This is a genomic window from Cupriavidus sp. IDO, assembly GCF_000812465.1.
GTDB lineage: Bacteria > Pseudomonadota > Gammaproteobacteria > Burkholderiales > Burkholderiaceae > Cupriavidus.
This window is the reverse complement of record NZ_JWMA01000058.1, coordinates 1-24,000: the sequence shown is the minus strand read 5'-3', so window position 1 is coordinate 24,000 and position 24,000 is coordinate 1. Positions and strand designations below refer to the sequence as shown.

General features: G+C 63.5%; 22 protein-coding genes and 1 pseudogene. 8 read left to right on the top strand and 15 right to left on the bottom strand.

Annotation, left to right across the window (positions count from 1 at the left end):
- Positions 1–133: 133 nt before the first annotated feature.
- From RM96_RS18890 to RM96_RS18860, 7 genes and pseudogenes are all read right to left on the bottom strand, one after another.
- Positions 134–1,140 (bottom strand): annotated as a pseudogene (locus RM96_RS18890) (bestrophin family protein).
- Between the two features lie 282 nt (positions 1,141–1,422).
- A complete protein-coding gene (locus tag RM96_RS18885; RefSeq protein ID WP_039012835.1) occupies positions 1,423–1,827 on the bottom strand; it encodes a cupin domain-containing protein in 405 nt (134 codons plus the stop codon).
- A gap of 4 nt (positions 1,828–1,831) precedes the next feature.
- On the bottom strand, positions 1,832–2,311 hold the full coding sequence (locus RM96_RS18880) for a carboxymuconolactone decarboxylase family protein (RefSeq protein ID WP_039012834.1): 480 nt from the start codon (positions 2,309–2,311) through the stop codon (positions 1,832–1,834).
- 74 nt (positions 2,312–2,385) lie between these two features.
- Positions 2,386–3,138, bottom strand: a complete 753-nt coding sequence (locus RM96_RS18875; protein ID WP_039012827.1) for an SDR family oxidoreductase — start codon at positions 3,136–3,138, stop codon at positions 2,386–2,388.
- Between the two features lie 139 nt (positions 3,139–3,277).
- Entirely contained in the window at positions 3,278–3,715 is a 438-nt protein-coding gene (locus tag RM96_RS18870; protein WP_039012825.1) for a GNAT family N-acetyltransferase, read from the bottom strand.
- A 530-nt stretch (positions 3,716–4,245) separates the two neighbouring features.
- A complete protein-coding gene (gene pdxR, locus RM96_RS18865) occupies positions 4,246–5,679 on the bottom strand; it encodes a MocR-like pyridoxine biosynthesis transcription factor PdxR (RefSeq protein ID WP_039012823.1) in 1,434 nt (477 codons plus the stop codon).
- A gap of 244 nt (positions 5,680–5,923) precedes the next feature.
- Positions 5,924–6,337: a glutathione S-transferase family protein gene (locus RM96_RS18860; protein WP_238587319.1), complete on the bottom strand. Its 414-nt coding sequence runs from the start codon at positions 6,335–6,337 to the stop codon at positions 5,924–5,926.
- On the opposite strand from RM96_RS18860, the gene RM96_RS40555 reads away from it, so the two are divergent.
- The gene (locus RM96_RS40555; RefSeq protein WP_274520204.1) at positions 6,336–6,470 is read left to right on the top strand and encodes a hypothetical protein; all 135 of its coding nucleotides are present in this window, start codon (positions 6,336–6,338) and stop codon (positions 6,468–6,470) included. The genes RM96_RS18860 and RM96_RS40555 overlap by 2 nt on opposite strands.
- Positions 6,471–6,476: 6 nt before the next feature.
- Complete coding sequence (locus RM96_RS18855; protein ID WP_082016604.1) at positions 6,477–6,893, top strand: zinc-binding dehydrogenase; 417 nt, start codon at positions 6,477–6,479, stop codon at positions 6,891–6,893.
- Between the two features lie 60 nt (positions 6,894–6,953).
- Here RM96_RS18855 and RM96_RS18850 read toward each other — a convergent pair whose 3' ends face one another.
- The gene (locus RM96_RS18850) at positions 6,954–7,970 is read right to left on the bottom strand and encodes an SGNH/GDSL hydrolase family protein (RefSeq protein ID WP_039012822.1); all 1,017 of its coding nucleotides are present in this window, start codon (positions 7,968–7,970) and stop codon (positions 6,954–6,956) included.
- A 281-nt stretch (positions 7,971–8,251) separates the two neighbouring features.
- Here RM96_RS18850 and RM96_RS18845 point away from each other — a divergent pair, with 281 nt between their 5' ends.
- Positions 8,252–9,331, top strand: a complete 1,080-nt coding sequence (locus RM96_RS18845) for a mechanosensitive ion channel family protein (RefSeq protein WP_039012820.1) — start codon at positions 8,252–8,254, stop codon at positions 9,329–9,331.
- Between the two features lie 177 nt (positions 9,332–9,508).
- Here RM96_RS18845 and RM96_RS18840 read toward each other — a convergent pair whose 3' ends face one another.
- The 3 genes from RM96_RS18840 to RM96_RS18830 are packed head-to-tail and all read right to left on the bottom strand — an operon-like array spanning position 9,509 to position 13,020.
- The gene (locus RM96_RS18840; RefSeq protein WP_039012818.1) at positions 9,509–11,155 is read right to left on the bottom strand and encodes a fatty acid--CoA ligase; all 1,647 of its coding nucleotides are present in this window, start codon (positions 11,153–11,155) and stop codon (positions 9,509–9,511) included.
- 23 nt (positions 11,156–11,178) lie between these two features.
- The gene (locus RM96_RS18835; protein WP_039012816.1) at positions 11,179–12,027 is read right to left on the bottom strand and encodes a TauD/TfdA dioxygenase family protein; all 849 of its coding nucleotides are present in this window, start codon (positions 12,025–12,027) and stop codon (positions 11,179–11,181) included.
- A 12-nt stretch (positions 12,028–12,039) separates the two neighbouring features.
- Positions 12,040–13,020 (bottom strand): quinone oxidoreductase family protein, encoded by a 981-nt coding sequence (locus tag RM96_RS18830; RefSeq protein WP_039012814.1) that lies wholly within the window; start codon positions 13,018–13,020, stop codon positions 12,040–12,042.
- Between the two features lie 195 nt (positions 13,021–13,215).
- Between RM96_RS18830 and RM96_RS18825 the strand changes: the two genes are divergently transcribed.
- Positions 13,216–14,214, top strand: coding sequence for an AraC family transcriptional regulator (locus tag RM96_RS18825; RefSeq protein ID WP_039012813.1), 999 nt, complete (start codon positions 13,216–13,218; stop codon positions 14,212–14,214).
- A 61-nt stretch (positions 14,215–14,275) separates the two neighbouring features.
- Here RM96_RS18825 and RM96_RS37265 read toward each other — a convergent pair whose 3' ends face one another.
- Complete coding sequence (locus tag RM96_RS37265) at positions 14,276–16,105, bottom strand: tripartite tricarboxylate transporter substrate-binding protein (RefSeq protein WP_238587320.1); 1,830 nt, start codon at positions 16,103–16,105, stop codon at positions 14,276–14,278.
- Positions 16,106–16,631: 526 nt separating this feature from the next.
- Here RM96_RS37265 and RM96_RS18810 point away from each other — a divergent pair.
- The 4 genes from RM96_RS18810 to RM96_RS18795 all read left to right on the top strand — a co-directional run bounded on the left by RM96_RS18810 (position 16,632) and on the right by RM96_RS18795 (position 21,359).
- The gene (locus RM96_RS18810; protein WP_039012811.1) at positions 16,632–17,690 is read left to right on the top strand and encodes a 3-keto-5-aminohexanoate cleavage protein; all 1,059 of its coding nucleotides are present in this window, start codon (positions 16,632–16,634) and stop codon (positions 17,688–17,690) included.
- Positions 17,691–17,865: 175 nt separating this feature from the next.
- On the top strand, positions 17,866–18,867 hold the full coding sequence (locus RM96_RS18805; RefSeq protein ID WP_039012808.1) for an AraC family transcriptional regulator: 1,002 nt from the start codon (positions 17,866–17,868) through the stop codon (positions 18,865–18,867).
- Positions 18,868–19,108: 241 nt separating this feature from the next.
- Positions 19,109–20,083, top strand: coding sequence for a quinone oxidoreductase family protein (locus RM96_RS18800; protein WP_039012805.1), 975 nt, complete (start codon positions 19,109–19,111; stop codon positions 20,081–20,083).
- A gap of 433 nt (positions 20,084–20,516) precedes the next feature.
- On the top strand, positions 20,517–21,359 hold the full coding sequence (locus RM96_RS18795; RefSeq protein WP_039012803.1) for a TauD/TfdA dioxygenase family protein: 843 nt from the start codon (positions 20,517–20,519) through the stop codon (positions 21,357–21,359).
- Between the two features lie 204 nt (positions 21,360–21,563).
- On the opposite strand, the gene RM96_RS18790 is transcribed toward RM96_RS18795, so the two are convergent.
- The 3 genes from RM96_RS18790 to RM96_RS18780 form a co-directional block, all read right to left on the bottom strand.
- Positions 21,564–22,607 carry a phosphotransferase gene (locus RM96_RS18790; protein ID WP_039012800.1) on the bottom strand — a complete coding sequence of 348 codons (1,044 nt, stop codon included), beginning with the start codon at positions 22,605–22,607 and terminating at the stop codon, positions 21,564–21,566.
- A 75-nt stretch (positions 22,608–22,682) separates the two neighbouring features.
- On the bottom strand, positions 22,683–23,471 hold the full coding sequence (locus tag RM96_RS18785) for an SDR family NAD(P)-dependent oxidoreductase (RefSeq protein WP_039012837.1): 789 nt from the start codon (positions 23,469–23,471) through the stop codon (positions 22,683–22,685).
- 40 nt (positions 23,472–23,511) lie between these two features.
- Positions 23,512–24,000 (bottom strand): NAD(P)(+) transhydrogenase (Re/Si-specific) subunit beta (locus RM96_RS18780; protein WP_039012797.1); only part of this gene is annotated, 489 nt, incomplete at its 5' end.

Sequence of the window (24,000 nt, the reverse complement as noted above, 5' to 3'; positions counted from 1 at the left end):
GTTTGGCCATGTCCTTTGCGCGAGGGAAACAACGCAAAGGTTAACAAAAGTCACTTGAAGTTAACAGCCCTGCAAGCTCATTTTGTTAGGGCTTCTAAATGGTCGGAGGTGGGAAAGCGATAAGCTTGAGTGGTCAGAGGACAATACCGTGCTCGGCCGTCGGCGCGGGGATATCGCACTTCTCGCCCAGCATGTCCATGAGTTCGTGTTCGATCTTCCGGCAGATCTGTGCCATGGGCACATCATTGGCGTTTCCTTCGAACGGGTTCTCCGTGCTTTCGCCCACTTGCTCCAGCGCGAGGTCATCCAGGAGATCATCGTGCTAAATGGAATGACCAGCCAGATCATGTTGCCATGCATGACGCCTGAAACGCTGGCATTGAGCTTTTCGAACTCCGTAAGAATGCCAAAAGGCAGTAGCAGACAGAAAGTACGGACAAAGAGCTTGTTGATGACCGCATATTGCCTGGGATACGGATAGTCCTTGATACGCTCCGCCCGTCCTTGCTGCGCGAAGAAGCCTCTGATCGATCCTACCAACTCCAGATAGAAGGCATTGCCGATCTCGCCAGCGTCAAGGAACCGCCTGATCGTCGCCGACTGCGTTCCCAGCAACCGGCTTGTCTTGCTCTCGGCGTGCGCAAGCGAGTCGAGTTCGGCCTGTGGCAGATACCGGGCAAGCGCCTCGTGCAATGGAGTCTCCCACTCTGGAACCCGGTAGTACTTCCGGTACTCCACGTTGGATGCCTTGCCCGCGCTTTCCCAGATCCTTGGGGTTCTCAGCTGATAGCGGAGCGCCGTCAGCCACGCGCAATGCCGGAGAACCAGATCCCGCCCGGCCGCCTGCCCTGCCGGAAAGTCCCGGCTCATCATACCCAGACACCGGCTGCCGTTCAGGATCTCAGTCCAGATCTGCTGTGCCTCCAGGGCCCTGCTGTAGGTCTGCACGTTCCGGAAACCCACGATGAATGACGTGGCGGTGCCCAGCAGCACTACAACCGAGACCGGGATCGACAGCCATTTAAGCCCGAAGAACTGATAAAGGACGACGGGCAGCGAACCGCATGCTAGCGAGGCATAGAGTTGCCGTCTCGACCAGAACGTGAACTCGGCGACTGTGTACGATTTTCCCAGGTGCATGGTGCACATCTCGCGGCGGTGCGGCAGGTCGCAGGTCGCAGGTCCGAGGTCCGAATTGCCGGCAGGCAATTCGGCCAACCGCCCTCACCACTGACCAGATCGCTGCCCAGGACCTGATTTTGTCATGGTGATATTGCCAAGAAACCGACGTAGTATCAATTTCCGTCCCACAACCCTTCATGCCACCCTGGAAAACAGCGGCACGGCAAGAGCATGCGGTAGCGCCGCTCTTGCCGGACGGACAGTGCGCACCGGCAGTGCCGGTGCCTGAATGGACGTCGACTACTTCACCGGCGTCAGGATCGGCGCGCCCTTGTTCTTGATCAGGAACACGACAAACTTTGCTGGCTGCGTCTTGCTGGCATTGCGTCCGACGGTGTGGATATCGTTGGGACCTTCGTGGAAGGTATCGCCCGCTTTGAGCGTTACCTCTTTTCCGCCCTTGAGGCCCATGACGATGCTGCCCTCGAGCACGTAGACGAAGGCGTGGGCGTCATGGCGATGCACGGGATCGGTGCTGCCCGGCGGATACTCCACGATGATCATCTCGGCTTCCTTCCCCGGATATTCGGGCAACGCTTCCTTGACCAGGGGCGTGACACTCGCCTCCGGCGCGGCGGCGGCCGGCTTTGCAACCGTCAGGCACGACAACACAAGTGCTGCCGCAACGGAAGTGACCGTCTTCATGGCATCACTCCAGGTTGGCCTTGTCGAGCCCGAACGCCTTGTCCGACGAACCAGGCACCATGCGGAACGCCACGTTCAGGCGGTTCCAGGTATTGATCGCCCCCACGAGGAAGGTGAGGTCCGACAGTTCCTTCTCGCTGTACTGGGTGCGCACGCGCTCATAGATATCGTCGGGCACGCCGTCGGCGGGAAGCCTGGTCAGCACCTCGGTCCAGGCCAGCGCGGCGCGTTCGCGCGGCGAGAACAGCGTCGACTCGCGCCAGATCGCCACATGATGCAGGCGCAGTTCGCGCTCGCCGTGGATCTTTGCCATCTTGATATGCATGTCGACGCAGAACGCGCAGCCATTGAGCTGCGATGCGCGAATCTCGACGAGCTCGCGAATGGGCGCTTCGATCGTGGTCTTCTGGAACAGCGCGCCGAACTCCATGAGCTTCTTGGACAGTTCCGGGGATTGCTGGAAGTAATTCGTACGTTGGGTCATGTTTGCTCCTGCCGATCTGCTCAATGTGGTACTGACGAAAGCGGTGCTGCTTACGTGGGCATGCGCCCTGCGGACTATTGTTGCTGCGATTGACGCATCCATTCTTCTAAGCCGATGCGCCCGAGGCGCGCCTCGCCCAACGGCACCAGCGAATGTTCCTCGACCCGGCCGCCGAAGTAGCGGGCCTCGGGATCGCGCACGACTTCACGCGGGTCGCCCAACGCCTTGAGATAGCGAGCGACGATCTCGTTGAACGGGGCTCGTTCCGGGCCGGCGATCTCGACGATGCCGTTTCGGGGTGGCGCGAGCGCTACATCGGCAACGAGGGCGGCGACGTCGTCCGCCGCAATCGGCTGGAACAGCCCAGGCGAAAGGCGGACGACATTTCCTTGCACACTGGAATCGGCGATGCCGCCGATGAATTCCATGAACTGGGTCGAGCGGATGATGGTGTAGGGGATGCCCGAGGCCTCGATCAGTTTTTCTTGCGCGACCTTGGCGCGGAAATAGCCGTTTTCGGGCGTCCGGTCGGTGCCGACGATGGACAGCGCGACATGGTGCTGAACGCCCGCTGCGGTCTCCGCCGCGTGAAGGTTGCGGCCGGAAGTCTCGAAGAATTCCAGCACTGCCTTGTCTTCAAACGACGGGGAGTTGGCAAGGTCGATCACCACCTGAGCGCCGGTCAGGGCCTCCTGGAGCCCCTCGCCAGTGATGCTGTTGACACCGCTCCTGGGCGAGGCGGCCACGACCTCGTGGCCGCCCTGGCGCAGAATGGCGACGGTCTTCGAGCCGATCAGGCCGGTCCCGCCAATGATGACAATCTTCATGATGCTTCTCCGTACTGAGGAAGGTGGAACGATTCCATGTTAGGGAACGCGGCATCCCCGCGCCAGATCGACTCGGAGCGCCGGCTCGTGGAATGGTCACGGCGCGGGCTGCAATCGGGCAGCAGCAGGTTGAGGGGCCTCATTGCAACTCCATGCAGAAGTGGAGGCCCTTGGCGAGCAGGCCGGAACGGAAATAGAAGCGCTGGGCCAGCGCGTTCGCGAGTGCGGTATCCAGGACAAGTCGCTGGCAGCCTTCTGTGCGTCCAAGCTCGCAAAGCGCTTGCAGCAGACGCTCGCCGTGACCCTGGCCCCGGCCTTCGGCATCGGTGATCAGGTCGTCGACGTACAGAAAGCGCCCGTGGATCAGGTTGTCAAGACGCCGATATCCGGCCAGCGCAACAGCTTTGCCATCGTCCCAGAGCGCGAGCGGCCGGTACCCTTGTCCGCTTTGCAGCATGACGGTGTCGAGAAAGTCTTCCGGCATTTGCAGCTTGGGGCGCAGTTGCCGCATGACAGGGAAGCAGGCACGGATCTCGGCCTCCGTTTCAGCATGGCTGAGAGTCAGGTTCCTGGTCATGGTGCCGACGCGCGCTGGTTTGTGCAGACTTCAATCTAGCTGAGCAATGACACAGTCAACAGGCACATGTTTATCGTTTTCAACTAGGCCATCGACATAGGACTGTTTGACCCTGAGAGTCGTGGGGCCCGGCAGATGCGGCGTCCTTTCAACTTGGTTCTTCGCCGGATTGCGGGACTGGGTTCTTGGATGCTCTGTTGTTTCGCCGGCGTAGCCGCCGCCCTCCTTTCTGGCGCCGTCAGAAAGGAACTCGCCCGGCAGGGCGAAACGGGGCCGTCGACCTACGACAGCAGCCAGCCGCAGCCACTCCCCCCAGGCACCACAGCAACACCCCCAAAACCCCTACCCACAAATCGGCGAAGAACCAAAAGAATTCAAGTACAACAACCGCTTGAGGGTGACTTGCTGAAATCGTCGGCAGGCGTCGCCATTGCGCTCGACCTTGCTGCGCAGGACGCCCCTTCCCAGGCTTCGATAATGATGGACGCGAGCTGCGCGGAATCAACGGTCAGGCGTCCCTTGACGATCGTCTATGCTTTCAGCGCGCGCATCAGTTCGGCAACCAGGCGATCGGCTTCAGTCTGACTGCGCAGATTGGTAAAGCCCATCATCAGGCCACGCCGCCCTGGCGCACCATACCGCCAGGCGGTCAGCGAATGGACGGCGAATCCTGCCTCGCGCGCACGACGGGCCATCGCCAGATCGTCAAGATCGTCCCTGACGTCGATCAGAAGGTGCATGCCGCCATCCTGCAGGCAAACAGTGAAGCCGTCCGTTTTGTATGGAGCCAGCGCCTCGGCCAGCATTGCGCGTCGTCGCGCGTAAAGCGTGCGCATGCGTTTGATGTGCCGGGCGAAGTGCCCCTGCGCAATAAACTCCGCCGCCACGGCTTGCAAGAGTTCGGGGCAGCCGCCATGCACCGTGCGCCTGCAGGCCAGATCCATGGTCGGCACCAGACTCTGTGGCACGACCACGTAAGCGAGCCGTAGCCCCGGGTACAGCACCTTGCTAAGCGTGCCGCAATAGATCACCCGGTCGCATGTGTCCAGGCTCTTCAAGGCCGGCAACGGGTGGCCGCGGTAACGAAACTCGCCGTCGTAGTCGTCTTCGATGATCCATGCGCCCCGCTCACCGGCCCAGTCGAGCAGTTCGACGCGACGTTGCAGTGTCAGTGCCACGCCAGTCGGGCTCTGGTGCGATGGCGTCACTACGGCCAGGCGCGCCTCTGGAAAATGCTGACGCCCAGATTCGACGTCGAGGCCATGATCATCCACTGGCACATTCCTGACCTGCAGGTTCAGGCGCCTCAGTGATTGGGCTGTCAGTGGATAGCTGGGATCCTCAACCCAGGCGCTTTCGCCCGCCAGCCTGAGCGCATCCACAATCAGCGCAAGGCTGGCCGTATATGCCGGCACGACGAACACCTGGTGCGGCTGGGCGTCGATGCCCCGTGAGCGCTGCAGGTAAGCGGCCAACGCTTCTCGCAGCGGGCCAAATCCGGCTGACGCCGGCCTGGTCAGCGAGCTGGCGCTGCGTATTTGCCGCGCCATCAACCTCGTCCATAGTTTTCGCGGGAACTCATCCAGCGCGGGAAGCCCCAGTTGGAACGGCGCGGGGATTCCACCCTCCGTTTCGATCGAAAACTCGGTAAGTTCCTGGTTCGGTGGCGTGCGGCCGGATCCAGCCGCTGCGGCCACGCGGTGGGGGCGCGATGGCGCAATTTGCTCGGAAACGAACGTCCCCGCAGGGCCTCTGGCGATCAGGTAACCTTCGCCCAGGAGCCGCTCATAGGCGACCTGGACGGTCCCGCGCGCCACGCCGAGTTCGCCCGCAAACGCACGCAAGGATGGCACCCGCTGCCCGGGTTTCAGTTGCCCTTGCTGGATTGAGGTACGAATCCGTGCGTAGATCTGCTCATGCAGCGGCGCAGCATTGGATGGGTCCTGAGCCGGTGACTTCGTCATAGCCTGGCAGACGTATCCGGGCAGTGCCGAAACGCCGATGCATGGGAACGGGCATCATTGCCGGCGGTGGCAACGGATCGGATGTGGGTGTGATCTTGACCTCCGATCATACCCCAGGGCGCGCATCCGCCGCGATCCGCGCCCGTGACAGCCTGACAAAGCAAATGGGCGGAGATTCAGAGTCTCCGCCCATTCCCCGCTTGCCACAGGCACCGGCATTGACCGGTGCCATCGGGCTGGCGGACTACACCGGCCCCGCCTCCCCGCAGCCGGCCATGCCATGCATATAACGCGAAGGCGGCATGGAATCGACCGTGGCCTGGACCGCTTCCTTGCACAGGGACGGACGCTTGACCAGCGCATCAACATATCGCTCGACGTTGGGCAGGTTTTCCCACATCGACGCAAGCCCCAGATAAGCCATCCGAACCAGGTTGACGCCCCACAGCACATCGCCGAGCGAGAATGATTCCCCCCTGAGGTACGGTGTCGACGAACCAAGCGCATGGTCGAGGTCCGTCAAGACGCCCGCGACGTGGCGACGTGCGGCGCGCGGAAATGCCGCATCGTGGCAGACCGACTTGCCGCCCCGCTCCTTCGCGATCTTCGCGCGATAGGCCGCAACGAGCTCCGCATCGTCCGCATTGGCGTCAATCATGGCTTCGAGCGCCTTGATCTTGTCTGCCGTCGGCCACTATGCCGCGCAGATCGCCTCGTTCAATGGCGCGATAGTCATCGGAACCGTGGGTTCGGCACAGAAGGCAGAGCACGCCTTGGCTGCAGGCGTGTAGGCCACGATCAACTACAAAGAAGAGTCGGTTGCGCAGAGGGTGAGCGACCTCACTGGCGGGAAGGGCGTGGATGCCATCGTCGATATGGATTTCTCAACCACGATACAACTCCTTTCCCACAATGTGCTGGCGCCTCACGGTACGCTGGTCTGCTACGGATCGAACGCGTCTGGCGACACGCCACTGCCGTTCCGGGAGCTGTTATTCAGGTCGATCAGCCTGCGGTTCTTTCTTGTGTACGATCTCACTCCCCAGGACCGACAGAGTGCGATCGCCGGGCTTACCAAGCTGATGGAAGACGGGAAGCTGTCACACACCATCGGAGCCCGCTTTGTGCTGGAGGAGATTGCGCAGGCGCATGAGGCAGTCGAAGGCGGGAAGCTCATTGGCAATGTGATACTGGATCTTCCCTGGCAGAACTAGCAGAGGCTCGCCTCACGCAAGGACGGTCCGCATATAGCCTTCTGTCAGGTTCTCCCAGGCTCAGTGACCGAGACCGCTCCTGGCGATCTGCTGTTCAACGAACTGAGCGAACAATGCATGCAGGCGCGTAGTCGGATGAAGGTCGTCGGCGAATATGTACGTCTGATCGGCATTGGCCGTCGCGTAGGTAATCGGCGAACACAGCAATGCCGTGGCATGGGGCGTTTTCGCGGGGTCGCAGGCGACGCTGGTATTGGACACGGCGAAGCCATTGGCCTGAAAGTTCGTGATGATCTGGTTTAGCCAGGTGTAAGAATCGATCTGGATGACCTTGCCTTGCAGGCCATTGGCCTGCAAGGCAGCGTTCAAACCATCGTTGAAGATTTGCGATAACTGGGTGAGGTTGGCCCCGCCATCGGGCGAGGCAGTGCCTTTGGGCGATAGCCCGACATTCGGAACATTGACCACCACGACATGCGTGGCGCCGTTTTGGACGATTTGTCCGACAACTTGAGCCAGGGTGGCTGCCGCCGTCTGCACGGTCTGCGCCGCGGCCGGCAGCGCCCCGGCGCGAAGCACGTCGTTCGAGCCAGCCAGGACCAGCACCAGTTGATCGGAGTTGAAGCTCCCGTGAGCGGCCAGATAGCTCGAAACCTGCTGATTGACGGGCATTTCGATATTGCCGATCACGTCGGTAAGAAAGTCATACAGGTTTGCCGGCGTCGCGACCGTGGCGCCGCCCTCCGCATAGCCAAGGCCGCTTTGCGCACTCAACTTATGACTGCTGTCGATCGTAAACGCAGCACTTAGCGTATCGCCGTAGTATTGCGCGACATCCTGTGTCCAGACCTGCCCAGGATTGGTCGTGAAACGCCCCCCGCCCACCACGCTCGCGATTGGCGCATAGGTCCCGACGTCCGACAGGCTGTCGCCGAACGAGACAATTTGCAGATGAATGCCGCTCGCCGGGGTGGCCGCGCCGCTGCCGCTACTCGTGCCGCCCCCGCCACATGCGGGAAGCAGTGAAATCAGCACAGCAGACACTGCAGCACACACCTTGTCATTGACTCCTTGCATAGTTCCTCCCCGCTGGTCGACCGGGCAGCTGCGCTCACGTGGCCGGCTTATCGCCAGCCTGCTCGTGGAATCGGACCGCTCTGCGGCAGGCGATATCGAGTGCTGAAGAATGATCGTCGCTCATGGAAAAGCCTCCTGGAAACCAAACTGCCTGTCAAGAGCACACGCTTGAAGTGAGCGAGGGACGCTGGCGCTTACCAGGAAGTCACCGTGGAAGACTGGCGTCAGTTTCGTGTCGTTACGTGCATACTCACGTGAACCGCAATGACAAGGGACGACCGATGAACCTTGCAATCCTCCTCGCCCACCCCTGGTTCGGCACCTGGACGGCAGCCGTTATCGCTGTCCTCGTCGCGTTGCTCGCGCATCGTCTCGGTGGCCTGCTGCTGTTGCGTATTACCCGCTCTGCCCCAGTGCTGAATGCCATCGTGAGGAAGGGTCGGGCCCCATCGAAGGCAGTCCTGCCACTGCTGGCGCTGCAGGCAATCTGGCAAGCCGCGCCAGACGATTTGCGCTGGATTGACAGCGTGCAGCATCTCAACGGTGTGTTGCTGATTGCCGCAACCACCTGGCTTGTGGCGCGTATCATCGCCGGTTTTGCGCAAGGCGTACTGGATCAGCACCCAGTGAATGTAGTGGACAATATGGGTGCGCGGCGCATCCACACGCAAACGCGCGTTCTCTCCCGCATTGCGATGACGCTTGTCGTGGTAATGGGTGCGGCAATGCTGCTCATGACCTTTCCAGGCGCCCGGCAAGTCGGCGCCAGCCTGTTAGCCTCGGCGGGCGTGGTCGGTCTGATTGCAGGCTTTGCGGCCAAGCCCGTGTTCAGCAACATGATAGCCGGACTGCAACTCGCCCTGACTCAGCCCATCCGGCTCGATGACGTACTCATCGTCGAAGGCGAGTGGGGCCGGGTGGAGGAGATCACCGGCACGTACGTCGTGCTCCGGATATGGGACGAGCGCCGTCTCATCATCCCGTTGCAGTATTTCATCGAGAAACCGTTTCAGAACTGGACTCGCAGCGATGCCCAGCTTACGGGATCCGTCTTCTTCCACGTGGACTACGGCATGCCACTGGCACCGCTACGCGAGGAGTTGGAGCGCATCGTGCGCGCAGCGCCCGAGTGGGACCAGCGGTTCTTCAATCTGGTGGTCACCGACGCCACGGAGCGGACGATGCAGATCCGCGTACTGTGCACGGCGACGTCATCTGGCCTGGCGTGGGATTTGCGCTGTGTGGTACGCGAAGGGCTAATCGGCTTCATGCAGCGCGAATTCCCCCAATTCCTGCCGCGGATGCGAATCGAGGACAACCACGATGCGCCGCAGCGACCCACTCCCGCGCAAATCTCCTGAGCGCGACCGTCGCGCATGTGGAACCGGAAACCGGCATCCAGTGCCGCCGTGACCAGCCGTCATCGCCATCACTCGCGACGCAGTGGGGGTCGCGTTGACGTAGCTCGCATATCGGCGAAGAACAAAAAAACGCCAGCCCCCGCCCGAGGACTGGCGCCCAATCTCCTTCACTTCCCTTCAGGCCGCTTCTTCACGCAGCTGCTTCTTGTTGATCTTGCCTACGCTGGTCTTCGGGATCGCCTCGACGAAGGCGATGCGTTCGGCTTCCGGCACTGCGTACTTGCTGATACGGCGGGATTCGACGTGCCCCATCAGCTGATCGCGAATTTGCCCGGGGTCCACTTCCGCGCCCGCCTTGCGAACCACGAAGGCCATCGGACGCTCGCCCCACTTGGCGTCCGGCACGCCGATCACAGCGCATTCCTGCACGCCGGGCACTTCCGTGATGAGGTTCTCCACCTCGATGGAGGAAACCCATTCGCCGCCCGTCTTGATCACGTCCTTGATGCGGTCCACGATCTGCACGAAGCCGTCTTCTCCCATCACCGCGACGTCCTGGGTATGCAGGTAGCCGCCTGACCACAGTTCTTCCGAAGCCGCCGGTTTCCCGAAATATCCCTTGGTCAGGAACGGCGCGCGCAGCACGATCTCGCCACGGCTCTTCCCGTCGCGCGGCAGGTCCTGCATGTCTTCGCTGACGATCCTGTAGTCCACCATGGTCACCGGGCGCCCTGTCGAGCAGCGCATGCGGACTTCCTCTGCGCGGTCCCTGGGCGTACACCCGGGCGGCAGCTGGGCCAGCGACACGATCGGGCCGGTTTCCGACATGCCATAGCCGGCAAAGATGTCGATGCCGCGCGACAGCGCCGCCTCGCACAGCGCGGGCGGGAGCGCCGAGCCGCCGATGATGATCTTCCAGCCGGAAAGGTCCTGGGCGCTGTCCTGCGAAGACTGCAACAGCATCTGGAGGATGGTCGGCACGCAGTGCGAGAACGTGACCTTCTCCGTCTCGCGCAGCTTCAGCAGCATGTCGGGCGCATAGCGGCCGGGCAATACGGTGCGCAGGCCCAGCATGACAGCGATGTACGGGATGCCCCAGGCCAGCACGTGGAACATCGGCGTGATCGGCATGTAGACATCTTCGCGGTGCATGCGCTGGCCCTCGCGGGGCGAACACAGGCTCGTGGCCGATGCCAGTGTGTGCAGGACGATCTCGCGGTGGCTGTAGCAGACACCCTTGGGGTCGCCGGTGGTGCCGGTGGTGTAGAAAGTGGCGGCCTTGGTGTTTTCGTCGAAATCCGGGAAGGCGAAATCGGCCAGGGCCTGCTCCACCAGCGCCTCATACTCGCCTGCCAGAGGCAGCGTCAACTGCGGTGCGGCCTGGCCGTCCGCCATCAGCACGAAGCGCGGGTTGCAGGTGAGCTGGCCGCGGATCTCTTCGAGCACCGGCGCGAAGTCCGGATGGAACAGCACGATGTCCGCGCCGGCATCGTTCAGCGTGTACAGGATCTGCTGGGGCGACAGGCGCACGTTCACCGTGAACAGCGTCGCGCCCATCATTGGCACGCCGAAGTAGCATTCCAGGTAGCGATGGCTGTCCCAGTCCAGCACCGCCACGGTGGTCCCGCGCCCGGCGCCGATCGAGGTCAGCGCCGAGGCAAGCTGGCCGATGCGGCGGCGGAAATCGCGGAAGGTGTAGCGCATCTGGCCGCGGTAGCTGATCTCCTGGTCGCCGTAGAGGCTCGTGGAATTGATCAGCAGCTGCTTGACCAGCAGCGGGTAGGCATAAGCCGACTGTGCGGCCGTAATCAGATTGTCTTGCATGCTTGCCTTGTCTCCGTCCGGGATCAGAACGGCTTGCTGCCGATGATGCCCGCACGCTCCATCTTGCGGTGGCACGGCGGATAGTCCATCACGGCATAGTGCTGGGTGGCGGTGTTGTCCCAGATCGCGACGCTGTTGGGCGCCCAACGCCAGCGCACCTGGTACTCGGGGATATAGGCCTGGCTGATGAGGTAGCGCAGCAGATCGGCCGCGCCCGGATTGGCATCCTGGCCAAAGCGCACGCGGGCGGCTGTGTGGTAGTTCGTGAAATGGGTGGCGAAGGCGTTCACGTAAAGGATCTTCTCGCCGGTATCCGGGTGTGTGCGCACCACCGGGTGTTCGGCATCGGGGTACTGGGCCTTGAGCGCCAGCCGCTTTTCGATCGGCATGGCTGCGCCGAAGGAGGCCTCGATGCTGTGGCGCGCGCGCAGATCGGCAATCTGCTCCTTGATGTGCGCGGGGAGCCTTTCATACGCGAGCGCCATGTTCGCCCACATGGTGTCGCCGCCCACCGGGGGGCATTCCACGCAGCGCAGCACGGCGCCGAATTGCGGCGCTTCGCGCCAGGTGGTATCCGAGTGCCAGGCGTTTTCGTAGCGGTCGTTGGGCTGGTCCGGCGTCTTGTAGATGCGCACCAGGCCCGGATGCTCGGGATCGCTGCCGGCAACGGGATGGTCCTCGAGCTCGCCAAAGCGGCGCGCAAAGGCAACGTGCTCGGCACGGCTAAAATCCTGGTCTCGCAGGAAGAGCACTTTGTGCTGCAGCAGCAATGACCGGATTTCGGCAAACAGGCCATCGTCGCGAACGGCGTCGGCAAGATTGATACCGGTCAGTTCCGCGCCAAGTGCGCAGGTCAGTGGATGTACTTGCATGGCGTCCCCTCCTCAGATGACGAAGATTGACGAGCCGGTGGTCTTGCGCGACTCCAGGTCCTGGTGTGCCTGCACCGCATCTTGCAGCGCATAGCGCTGGTTGATCTCGATCTTGATCCGGCCAGCGCCGACATGATCGAACAGTTCCCCAGCCAGTTCCGCCTTCTCTGCCGGATCGGCAATGTAGTCGGCCAGCGCTGGCCGCGTCAGGAACACGGAGCCCTTCATCGCCAGCAGCACGGGGTCGAACGGCGGGATCGGGCCGGAGGCGGTGCCCACGCACACCATGGTGCCGCGGCGCTTGAGCGAGTCCAGCGACCCCATGAAGGTATTCTTGCCCACGCTGTCGAACACCACCGATACGCCAACACCGTCGGTGAGTTCGCGCACCCGCTTTGCGACATCTTCATGGCTGTAGTTGATGATGTGATCGCAGCCGTGGGCTCGCGCCACCGCGCCCTTGGCTTCGGAGGAGACCGTGCCGATCACGGTCAGCCCCAGCAGCTTGGCCCATTGCGAAACGATCAGCCCGACGCCACCGGCAGCAGCATGCAGCAGGATGGTGTCGCCCGCCTTGAAGGCGTGGATGCGGCGCATCAGGTAAGCCGAGGTGAGGCCGCGCATGGTCATCGCGGCCGCCGTCTCGAAGCTGATGGTCTCCGGCAGGCGGATCAGCGGCGCAGCAGGCACCAGGCGTGCGGTGCTGTACGCGCCGAGGGTATTGAGGAAGCCCGTGTAGGTCACGCGGTCGCCCACGGCAACATTGGTCACCCCAGGGCCGATGGCCTGCACCACGCCAGCCGCTTCCACGCCGATGCCGGCGGGCAGCGGGACCGGGTAGGTACCGTTGCGGAAATACGTATCGGCGTAGTTCAGGCCGACCGCCACGTGACGGATGCGTACCTGGCCTGGCCCGGGATCGCCCACTTCGGTGGTTTCGTAGCGCAGCACTTCCGGGCCGCCGATCTCGTACATACGGACAATTTTTTCCACAGGGTTGTCTCCTTGGTCTGGGGGCGGCACACACTGCGCCGCGTATGGAAGTCAATGTAGGGCTTGCCGCGGCGCGTCGCTTTACAATGGCTTCCACCCACTTTGCATTTCATGCCAACCGGACCTATCATCCGCTGCGTGGCACCGCTGGCGCCCGCCTGAAGGCAGCCCGCGATAAGAAAAAAGGAGAGCGACTTGGAAACGCTGGTGCGTGCGGCAGCACTGACCAACTTCTTTGAAGTGGCCGGGGACCTTGGCCTTGACCCGCAGCCGCTGCTGCGCGCCGCCAGGCTGACCCGTGCGCTGCTGGCCGACCCGGACCAGCGCATTCCGGTCAACGCCTGTGCCGCGCTGCTGGAATCCGCCGCGCAGGCGGCCGGTTGCCCGAGCTTCGGGCTGCGCATGGCCGAATCGCGCCAGCTGTCCGACTTCGGGGTGATGAGCCTGCTGATCAGCCAGCAATCCACGCTGCGCGACGCGCTGGCCACCTTCATCGGCTACCGGCACCTGGTCAACGAGTCCGTCGCCATCCTGCTGGAAGCGGCTGGCAAGGCGGTCATCATCCGGCAGGAAGTGGTGCTGAACGCGCCCTCACGGCAGGCCACCGAGCTCGCCATTGGCGTGGTGTTCCGCATGTGCCGGGCACTGCTAGGCCCGCACTGGCAACCGCTCAGTGTCAACTTCACGCATCCGGCGCCCGCCGACCTGCGCGTGCACCGAAGGCTGTTTGGCTGCCCGCTGGAATTCGGCAGCGAGTTCAACGGCATCGTGTGCCTGGCGGCAGACCTCGACGCGCCGAACCCGACCGGCGATCCGGCCATGGCGCGCTATGCGCAGCGCTTCGTCGACACGCTGCCTCGCGTGAACGAGCCGTCCATCGGCCGTGACGTGCGCAATGCCGTCTACCTGATGCTGCCGATGGGCCGGGCCACCTGCGAGGCCGTTGCCCAGGGGCTTGGCCTGAGCCTGCGTACCATGCAGCGCCAGCTTGATGAAGCGGGCGAGACCTTCACGGACATCCTCAATGAAGTCCGTCGCGAGCTGGCACGGCGCTATGTGGAGAACCCGCAATATTCCTTGCTGCGCGTGTCCGAGCTGCTGGGCTACGGCTCGGCAAGTTCTTTCACGCGATGGTTCTCCGCCCAGTTCGGGGAATCACCGGTCGTCTGGCGGCGCAAACGGATCGCTTCCTGACGGGCTGCGATAGCGGAAGCGCCTGTCTTCTCATCGTGACTTCCAGCTGATCACCCCCCGATCAGATGCTTCTGTTGGCGGCCTGGCCGGCCGCCCGCTTGCGCCAGTCCGTGGCGCTGCAGCCAAAGGTGGCATGGAACCAGTGACTGAAACTGCTCTGCGCCGTAAAGCCCAGCAGGCCGGCAACCTCGGCGACCGGCAGGTCGCTCTCTTGCAGGTGGCGCATCACCAGTTCCGAGCGCACCTGGGCAAGCAGCGCCGAGAATGTCAGCCCTTCCGCGCTGAGGTAGCGGTGCAGCGTGCGCCGATCGACGCGCAGAAGATGCGCCACCTGCTGGGTGGTACAGCGTCCTCCAGGGAGCAAGGCCAGGATCAGTTCCCGGCATGATTCGCGCACGCCTTCCTCGCGGCGCCGCAGCGCCGCCTCCAGGTAGTCCCGGGCGAAACGCGCGGCGCCAGGATTGTCGGGTGTGCGCGGCATCTGCAGATCGGCCGCCGCGCAGACCAGGCCGTTGAATGGCTGGTTGAACTTCGGGCTGCGGCCGAAGAAGGCGCGGTGCGCCGACGCATCGAGCGGCGGGCGGTGCGTGAAGCAGACCTCCAGCGGCCGCCACCGGGGCCCGATCAGCTCGCGCAGGATGCGGAACTTCACCCCGACTGCCAGTTCCATTGCCTGCCGCGTGGCCAGGCCGGGGCTGGGCAGAAGATCTTCGTGGATGATGACGGCCTGCCCGGTATCCTCGATGCGAGTGATCAGCGTCGCGCTGAGCAGCTTGAGGTAGCGGCACAGGGTATCGAGCGCCTGCCGTGGGGTAGGCTCTTCCTTCAGCACTAGGCTGATCGGCCCCAGGTTGGAGAAGCTGCGCCGCGCCGCCAGCCGCAGGGCAAGGTCTTCCACGCCGGTCGCGCTCGCGGTGACCTCGAGCAATTCGCGCACGGCTTGGCTGGGGATGAGCGCCTCGGGGTTGTCGAGCAGCCGTGCCGACAGCCCCACCCCTCGCAGGAAAGCATAGGGATCGCGCCCGAGCGACTCCACCAGCTCGATGTAGCCGTTGGTGGCCGGCGAACCGATCTCCATGCCAAGATCTTCGATCTTCTTCCGGATGTCGGGCGACTGCATCACCCTGAGCGTGGCTTCGCGCATCCTGGCCACCACGGGCGCCGGCACGCCTGGCGCCGACCAGAGCCCCATCCAGCTGACTTCCTTGAGGTCGGGAAACCCCAGCTCGGCGAAGGTCGGAAGATCAGGCAGCGCGGGGATCCGCCTGGGGTAGGCAATGGCAAAAGCCCTGAGCTTCCCGGTCTTGATGAACGGAAGCGAAGTGGCCGGACCGTCGAACATGAGCGGAACGTGTCCCCCCATGACGTCCTGCAGCGCAGGGGGCGATCCCTTGTAGCTCACGGCGCCCGTCGTCAGGCCGGCAAGGCGGTTGAATTGCACGCCGATGGTCTGGCCACGCAGGCCGACGCCGAAATTCGCATAGTCGATCTTGCCGGGGTTCGCCTTGACATATGTGATCAGCTCGCCGAGGTTCTTCGCGGGCAGGCCGGGATTGCCGACCAGCACGAGGCCCTGCCGGGTAAGCTGTGCGACCGGAACGATGTCCTTGAACGGATCGTAGGACACCTGCATGGTGTGGGGCACTTCCGAGGCGATGCCCTTCTGAATCAGCAGGAACGTGTATCCGTCCCGCGGCGCCGACAACAGGCCGTGGACGCCGATGGTTCCCGCCGCGCCGGCCTTGTTGTCGACGATAACAGTCTGTCCGAGCGGGCGTTGCAGCTCGTGCGCAAAGAGGCGCGCCACGATATCGGCCGTGCCGCCCGGCGGCGCGCCAACGATGATCCGCACGGGCTTGGCCGGCCATTCGGCGGCATTGGCCGCTTGCATGGTCGACAGCAGTGGAACCAGGGCAATCATGAGCGCCAGGGTCTGGCGTGCAATCAGGGGGACGCGTTTCATCGCAGTTCCTTTGGTGGTGCCGGCGGCGTGCCGGCAGTGGCGACTGGTCCTTCCGGCGGCAATAGCCCCGGGATCAACCCGGGCAAACACGTGCGTCAGCCCGGACGGAACCCCGGCCCGGCTCTGGAATGGCCTTCCACCGGATTCTGTGGGCTCGCGCCGCCTGGCGCTTTGCATCCCACGACAGAATCTTGCGGATCGCGACAACTGGCGCGCAAAGCGGCTTTTGATCTGGCACCCCGGGATCGCCCGGATCCCCGGGGCATGGCCGCCTGGGATGGCGCCATCGCCCGCACTGGCGTCTTGTCCCGAATAAGCAAATGGATGTCCCGGATAAGCAAGCGGCGGCCGCAGGTGCCCCCGATACTCAGTCCAGCGTATCGAAGCCGGCGAATACCAGCGACGCGACATCTCTCCCACCGAACCGACACCAGCCTTCCCCCTGGAGACCACCATGAATTTCCTCGACGGCCACCTCTTTCCCGAAAACCAGCAACCGCTGATCATTACCGCTGCGCCCTATGCACCGGGCTGGCTGCCTGGCGACTTTCCCGAGGACATCCCGGTCACGATGGAAGACCAGATCCAGAAGGCGGTGGACTGCTACAACGCGGGAGCCACGGTGCTGCACCTGCACGTGCGCGAGCTCGATGGCCGGGGCAGCAAGCGGCTGTCCAAGTTCAACGAACTGATCGCCGGCGTGCGCAAGGCGGTGCCCGAAATGATCATCCAGGTCGGCGGCTCCATCTCCTTTGCCCCCGAGGACGAAGGCCAGGCCGCCAAGTGGCTGTCTGACGATACCCGCCACATGCTGGCCGAGCTGGAACCGACGCCGGACCAGGTCACGGTGACCGTCAACACTTCGCAGATGAACGTCACCGATCAGGCCGAGGATGCGGATTTCAGGGGCACGTCGCGCGCGAACCCCGCCATCTTCGCTGCCTACAAGGAAATGACCGTGCCTGCCCAGCCGGGGTGGGTCGAGGAGCACGTCCGCCGCCTGACGGCGAGGGGCATCCAGAGTGCATTCCAATGCTACAACCTCAACAGCTTTGAGTCGGTGGAGCGGCTGATGCGCCGCGGCTTCTACAAGGGCCCGCTGGTCATGAACTGGGTGGCCATTGCCGGCGGCATGGACACGCCCAGTGTCTACAGCCTCGGCAACTTCATTCGCGCGGTGCCCGATGGCGCGGTGGTCACGGTGGAAAGCAACGTGCGCAACGTGCTGCCGGTCAACATGATGGGCATTGCCATGGGCCTGCACGTGCGCTGCGGCACCGAGGACTGCCTGTGGAACCAGTCGCGCACGGAGAAGATGAGCACCGTGAAGCAGATCGAGCAACTGGTGCGCATCTCGCGCGAGTTCGGCCGCGAGATCGCCACCGCAAAGCAGGCGCGCGAAATCTCCAGGATCGGCGTCTTCTACGACACGGTGGAGGAATCCCTGCAGGAGAACGGCTTCGCCCCCAATCGCAACGGCGGCAACCAGGGCTTCCTGCGCAAGACGTTCTGAGCGCGGATCCAGGCGACGGGCGTTGCCAGCTTGCCGGCAGGCGGGCGCAGGGGTTTACCCTAACTTCTATATAGGAGTATTGACACAGCTCGTACGCCCTGAATATCTTCAGCGTCAGCAACGCCGCCGCGCTGGCGAAGGATTCAGTCGTCAAAGGATTCGCCCAAGTGATCGTATGAGTACCCTGATTCGCAGTGCCCTCCTGGTCAAGTACTCGGAGATTGCCCGGACTCTGGGCGTCGACCCGGAGCGCATGATCCACCACGTCGGGGCCGACCGGACCTGCATCCTTTCGCCGGACCTGCATGTTCCGGAATCATGGCTGGCCAAGGTGCTTGAATCTACCGAGCAGGCGTCCAGCTGCGCTGCCGTAGGCCTGCTGATGGCCGAGGCGTGGCGGCTGTCCGATTTCGGTCCCATCAGCCTGCTGCTCCAGCACCAGCCGACGCTGCGTCATGCACTGGGGCAGCTGGAGACATACCGCCACCTGCTGAGCGAGTCCGTCACCATCCACGTTGAGGAAAGCGATGAGATTGCCATCGTCCATCAGCAGCTGATTACCGAGCGGCCGGATCCGGGACGGCAGCCTGTCGAGCTTTCGGTCGGCGCGCTGCTGTCCCTGATGAAATCGATGCTTGGGGGACGATGGAAGCCGCGCAGCGTGCATTTCTCGCATCCTGCACCCGCAAGCCTGCATATTCACCACCGGCTGTTCGGCATAAGGGTCGAATTCGGCTGCGACTTCGACGGCATCATATTGGACCGCCATGACCTTGACCGGCCCAATCCGCTGGGCGACGTAAACCTCTCCCGCTACGCCAGGGAGTTTCTTGACCATAGCCCGGTCGGCAGGCAGGTTTCCATGGCGTCCAATGTGCGCCGCGCGGTCCATGTGCTGTTGCCGCGGGGACGAAGCGGCATCGACCAGGTTGGCGAGAAGCTCGGACTGAGCGCCCGCACGCTGCAACGACGGCTGGAGCAGGAAGGCGAAGAGTTCTCGTCCCTGGTGAACGAGGTCCGGCGCGCCCTGGCCAGCCGCTACCTCGGGGATTTTCGATATCCCGTGTCCCAGGTCGCGATCCTGGTGGGGTTCTCCGAGGTCAGCACCTTCTCTCGCTGGTTCAGCGCGCAATTTGGCAAGTCGCCGACTCGCTGGCGAGGTGACCAGCTCCAGTGAACGGGGCTGGCCTCTGCCAACCCACGGCCCTCGCCCGGACCGGGCAATTCGCATCGACATCCGGGGCCCGGCATCACACATCAATCATTCCCACCCATGCGTGCCTGACGCGATTGGCCAAGTTGTGGCGTGTCCTGTCAAGCGCCAGCGGGTGGAACTGCCGAGAATCCGTAAGCGTCACGGCTCAGGAACGCTGGTCGTCCATTTGTCTGATCTCCTGAGCCATCCAACAGGAGACAGGATGAAAGCAGTACGCGTAATACCAGGCGCCGACGGTGGCCGGCTTGAAGTGCAGGATCTTCCCGTTCCGAATCCGGGTCCCGACGAAGTGCTGGTCCGGGTTCTCGCATCGGGCATCAACTTTGGCGAGATCAAGTACATGCGGGAGCACCGGGCCGGCAACCCGATGACCGCTGGCGTCGAGTTTGCAGGCGAGGTCGTCCGCGTCGGCGGGCAAGTCAGCGGCTGGCGCGAAGGCGACCGGGTCATGGGCCATGGCCGCGGCTGCCACGCACAATATGTTGTCGCTGCCCCGCTGGCGCTGATGCCGGTGCCGGAGGATGTCTCGTGGGTCGATGCGGCCGCCTTTCCCAATGTGTTCATCACGGCCCATGACGCCCTGATCACCAACGGCGAACTGAAAGCCGGCGAATCGGTGTTCATCAATGGCGCCTCCGGCGGAGTAGGCATGGCCGCAATCATGATTGCGGCCGCACTGCGTGCCAGGCCCGTGATCGCCTCGTCGCGGTCGGCGGCAAAGCTGGCCCGCCTCGCCGGCTTCGGGGTAGATGTCGGCATCGATGCCTCCCGCGATTCGCAGGTGGAAGCCATCATGGCGGCTACCGACGGGCATGGCGTTGACGTCATCATCGATACCATCGGTGGCACGGTATTCGAGGATCACATCAAGAGCCTCGCGGTAAAGGGGCGCCTGGTCAATCTTGCGAGACTGGGCGGGGCGAGCACCGCGCAGGTCGATATCAATCTGCTATGGCTGAACCGGCTGAAGCTGATCGGTGCGACGTTCCGCACGCGCAGCGAGCAGGAACGTCTCGACTGCATCCAGGCGTGCGCGCGCGACCTGCTGCCGTTCTTCCGCGGAGGCAAGCTGCGACTCCCGATCGACCGCACCTTCCCGATGGATTCGATCGCCGACGCGTACGCGTACATCGAGAGCAGCCAGCACATTGGCAAGATCGTGCTCGTTGCCGACTAGAGGCACTATCAACCTGATTCTGGCGTCGTTGCGCGGCCTTGCCGTACCACTTGTACTGTCTGCGGCCGCGCCCTTGCAGGGCGCGCATGCGCTGGCAGGCGCATGCCGTTCCGCAGGCGGATCGCAATGCGATCCGAAACCCCTGCTACACCCTAGCCAGAACCGCTTCGCTTCAATTTGATAGCGCCTCTAACTGCTGCAGCTGACACCCCGCCCACGATGCTTCGGAGCTGGGATCCTCCACCCATTCGAATCGTGGCCAATCGCGCTGTGGGGGAACGTCGCCAGTGGAGCAGCCTGGCGTGACCAGCCAAACTATGGCGCGATGGGACAAGCGCATGGGGAGGCCAGTGCCGACAATGGTATCCACGCTTCCGCTATCCGCTACCCGCTGGCGGGCCTGTCAACTTCCTACGCCAAAGGAAAAGTCGCTATGCAAATCCACCCCCTAACCTGCTCGATCGGTGCCGAACTGTCGGGCGTGAATCTCGCCGACGTGGCGCGCGACGATTCGCTGTTCGCCGAGATCAAGGCACTCCTGTTGAAGCATCGGGTGCTGTTCTTTCGCGACCAGGACATTTCGCGGGCCGACCATGTGGCGTTCGCCAGGCGCTTCGGTGACCTGGAAGACCATCCTGTCAACAACACGGTGCCTGGCTACCCGGGCCTGATCGAGATCTACAAGAGTGACAAGCGGGATCACTTCGAGAATACCTACCACACCGATGCTTCGTGGCGGGCGAGCCCGCCCAAGGGCGCGGTGCTGCGCTGCATTTCCTGTCCGGAGGTAGGTGGCGACACCATCTGGGTCAACATGGTGGACGCGTACAAGAACTTGCCGGAAGAGATCAAGCAGAAGATTGCCGGCCTGCGTGCCAAGCACGGGATCGAGCATTCGTTTGGCGCGATCATGACGACGGAGGAGCGCGAGGAGCTGGTGCGCAAGCACCCGCTGGTGGACCACCCGGTGGTCAGGACGCACCCCGAGACGGGAGAAAAGGTCCTGTACGTGGGGCCGTTCTCGACCCACTTCATCAACTACCACACGCCGGAGAATGTGCGCGTCGGGCAGGACAAGACTCCGGGCGCGAGCCTGCTGCTGAACTACCTGATCAGCCAGGCGGCGATTCCTGAGTACCAGGTGCGCTTCCGCTGGAAGCCGAACAGCGTAGCGATCTGGGACAACGTGGCGACCCAGCACTACGCCGTGAGCGACTACTGGCCGGCGCCGCGCAGGATGGAACGCGCCACCATCATGGGCGACCGTCCCTTCTGAGGACGGTGCGCGCCAGGCACTGCATGGGCGCTGCCGGGCGCATCCGCGTTACCACGAGACGCTGGCCAGGCCCGGCACCCTGCCCCGCCGCCGCGCAAGCCAGCGCGTCCTCACCCATCACAGCTTGCCGATGGCGGAGGCACTGATTCAGGAGTTGTGAGTGCAGCAGCAAGGCCTTGAGCACGATCGGGACTGACTGGAACGCTAACTGGCAGCATGCACGGCTGCTTCATGGCGCGATGCGTATTTCCACGCAAGTTCGGCGAGCGGCCCCGACTTGCTCGCGGTCTCGGCGGCGTCATGCGCCGCGGCATTCCCCGCCGCCACTCTCTGGCCGATGCCGTGCATGATCGCAGCCAGGCGGAACAGGTTGTAGGCAATATAGAAATCCCAATGCGCCAGCGCCTGGGCGCCGGTGGATGCCTCGTACCATCGCAGATAGGTCGATTCGTCGGGAATGCCCAGCGCCTCGAGGTCCAGTCCGGCAATCCCGCGCCAGAGCGATGGCGTGATGTGCCAGCTCAGGCAGTGATAGGCAAAGTCCACCAGGGGATGGCCAAGCGTGGAGAGTTCCCAGTCCAGCACGCCGATCACCCGCGCTTCGGTGGGATGGAAGACCAGGTTGTCCATCCTGAAGTCGCCGTGCACCAGTCCGGTAGCCTCGCCGGGTGGGAGATGCGCCGGCAGCCACCGCGTCAGCGCTTCCAGTTCCGGGGAACAGCCCTGTGGCGATGCCGTGCACTGGCGTGACCAGCGTTCGATCTGGCGAGCCAGGTAGTTGGTGCCCTTGCCGTAATCCGACAAGCCGGCGGCCACGTGGTCGACCCTGTGCAAGGCCGAGACCACCCGGCTCATCTCCGCGTAGATCTCGCGCCGTTGCTCGCGGCTCATTCCGGGCAGCGTCTGGTCGACGAACACCCTGCCCTCCAGGAATTCCATGAGGTAGAACGGTGTGCCGATCACGCCTGCATCGTCGCAATAGTTGTAAACCGCCGGCACCGGAACCTCCGACCGCTGCAGCGCGTGCAAGACGCGGTGCTCGCGGTCAATGGCATGCGCCGACGACAACAACTGGCCCGGCGGCTTGGTTCTCAGGACATACTGCCGCCCGCCGGAAGACATCCGATAGGTCGGGTTCGACTGGCCACCCGCCAGCCGCTGCACCTGCAGTTCGTCATGGGCGATCAGCCCTTCCTGGCGCAGGTAACAGGCGAGATTGTCGACCTGATCTTCACGTAGGGTATTCATTGGGACTGCCTTATTGAAAGGATCGGGGGCTCCCCGCGCCAGTTCAGGAGAAGGCCCGGCTGCGGGCCTGCGCGCTCAGAGGGTGTTGACCGAATGCCCGCCATCCACCGGCAGGACGGCGCCATTGATATAGCTCGATGCATTGGAAGCAAGGAGCAGCAGCGGTGCATCCAGCTCGCACGGTTCGCCAAGTCTTCGCTGGGGAATCCGCCTGATCATCGCCTGCCCGTTTTCCGAGCGGAAGAACTCGTCGTTGATGCTCGTGGCAAAGTAGCCGGGCGCGATTGCGTTCACCCGGATGCCATATTTTGCCCACTCGATGGCAAGTGCCCGCGTCAGGTGGATCAGGCCGGCCTTGGCCGCGGTGTAGGCCGGTACCTGCTGCGCCACCCGCAAGCCGAGGATCGATGCAATGTTGACGATGCTGCCGCCATGGCCGGCATCGCGCATCATCCGCGCGGCGCACTGCGCCACGCGCCATGCGCCACTCAGGTTGGTATCGATGACGCTTTCCCATTCCGCTTCCGAGACGTCAACCGCGGGACGCGTGACTGCGATACCAGCACTGTTGATGACAATGCTTACCGTGCCCAGGACATTCGCCGCCGATGCAAAGGCCGATGCGACCGATGCCGGATCCGTGACATTCATCGGCACCACGCAGCCGTTGCCACCGGCTTTGCGCAGCTCGGCGAGCAAGGCTTCGCCTTCGCCGAGGCGCCTGCCGGCCAGCGCGACCCGGCATCCGGCGCGCGCCAGGGTCTGCGCGAAATGACGGCCGAGCCCGCCAAACGCACCGGTCACGAGGGCGACCTTGCCTTCCAGGTCGGCAAACGGCCGGGGGCTGAAGCCTGCTGCTTCCATCACCATGTCTCCTCACTCCTGTCTTCTGAATGTGCCGGCCTCAGGCCGCCTTGACCATGTCCTCGACCACCTTCTTGGCGTCGCCGAACACCATCATGGTCTTGTCCATGTAGAACAGCTCGTTGTCCAGCCCGGCGTAGCCGGAGGCCATCGAACGCTTGTTGACGATGACGGTCTTGGCCTTGTAGGCCTCCAGGATCGGCATCCCGGCGATGGACGAGTTGGGGTCGGTCTTGGCGGCCGGGTTGACCACGTCGTTGGCGCCCAGCACCAGCACCACGTCGGCCTGGCCGAACTCGCTGTTGATGTCCTCCATCTCGAAGACCTGGTCGTACGGCACCTCGGCCTCGGCCAGCAGCACGTTCATGTGGCCCGGCATGCGGCCCGCCACCGGGTGGATAGCGTACTTGACGGTCACGCCCTTCTCGGTCAGCTTTTCGGTCAGTTCCTTCAGGGCGTGCTGCGCGCGGGCCACGGCCAGGCCGTAGCCGGGCACGATCACCACGGTTTCGGCGTTGCCCATCAGGAA

What these genes read in the sequence shown, in the direction of transcription:
- RM96_RS18850 (WP_039012822.1), bottom strand. Translation starts at nt 7,970, where the DNA reads ATGCAAGGAGTCAATGACAAGGTGTGTGCTGCAGTGTCTGCTGTGCTG.
- pdxR (WP_039012823.1), bottom strand. Translation starts at nt 5,679, where the DNA reads ATGACGAAGTCACCGGCTCAGGACCCATCCAATGCTGCGCCGCTGCAT.
- RM96_RS18860 (WP_238587319.1), bottom strand. Translation starts at nt 6,337, where the DNA reads ATGATTGACGCCAATGCGGACGATGCGGAGCTCGTTGCGGCCTATCGC.
- RM96_RS18835 (WP_039012816.1), bottom strand. Translation starts at nt 12,027, where the DNA reads ATGCAAGTACATCCACTGACCTGCGCACTTGGCGCGGAACTGACCGGT.
- RM96_RS37265 (WP_238587320.1), bottom strand. Translation starts at nt 16,105, where the DNA reads ATGCAAGCGGCCAATGCCGCCGAATGGCCGGCCAAGCCCGTGCGGATC.
- RM96_RS18810 (WP_039012811.1), top strand. Translation starts at nt 16,632, where the DNA reads ATGAATTTCCTCGACGGCCACCTCTTTCCCGAAAACCAGCAACCGCTG.
- RM96_RS18875 (WP_039012827.1), bottom strand. Translation starts at nt 3,138, where the DNA reads ATGAAGATTGTCATCATTGGCGGGACCGGCCTGATCGGCTCGAAGACC.
- RM96_RS18785 (WP_039012837.1), bottom strand. Translation starts at nt 23,471, where the DNA reads ATGGAAGCAGCAGGCTTCAGCCCCCGGCCGTTTGCCGACCTGGAAGGC.
- RM96_RS40555 (WP_274520204.1), top strand. Translation starts at nt 6,336, where the DNA reads ATGGCTTCGAGCGCCTTGATCTTGTCTGCCGTCGGCCACTATGCCGCG.
- RM96_RS18885 (WP_039012835.1), bottom strand. Translation starts at nt 1,827, where the DNA reads ATGAAGACGGTCACTTCCGTTGCGGCAGCACTTGTGTTGTCGTGCCTG.
- RM96_RS18845 (WP_039012820.1), top strand. Translation starts at nt 8,252, where the DNA reads ATGAACCTTGCAATCCTCCTCGCCCACCCCTGGTTCGGCACCTGGACG.
- RM96_RS18805 (WP_039012808.1), top strand. Translation starts at nt 17,866, where the DNA reads ATGAGTACCCTGATTCGCAGTGCCCTCCTGGTCAAGTACTCGGAGATT.
- RM96_RS18840 (WP_039012818.1), bottom strand. Translation starts at nt 11,155, where the DNA reads ATGCAAGACAATCTGATTACGGCCGCACAGTCGGCTTATGCCTACCCG.
- RM96_RS18800 (WP_039012805.1), top strand. Translation starts at nt 19,109, where the DNA reads ATGAAAGCAGTACGCGTAATACCAGGCGCCGACGGTGGCCGGCTTGAA.
- RM96_RS18795 (WP_039012803.1), top strand. Translation starts at nt 20,517, where the DNA reads ATGCAAATCCACCCCCTAACCTGCTCGATCGGTGCCGAACTGTCGGGC.
- RM96_RS18870 (WP_039012825.1), bottom strand. Translation starts at nt 3,715, where the DNA reads ATGACCAGGAACCTGACTCTCAGCCATGCTGAAACGGAGGCCGAGATC.
- RM96_RS18880 (WP_039012834.1), bottom strand. Translation starts at nt 2,311, where the DNA reads ATGACCCAACGTACGAATTACTTCCAGCAATCCCCGGAACTGTCCAAG.
- RM96_RS18790 (WP_039012800.1), bottom strand. Translation starts at nt 22,607, where the DNA reads ATGAATACCCTACGTGAAGATCAGGTCGACAATCTCGCCTGTTACCTG.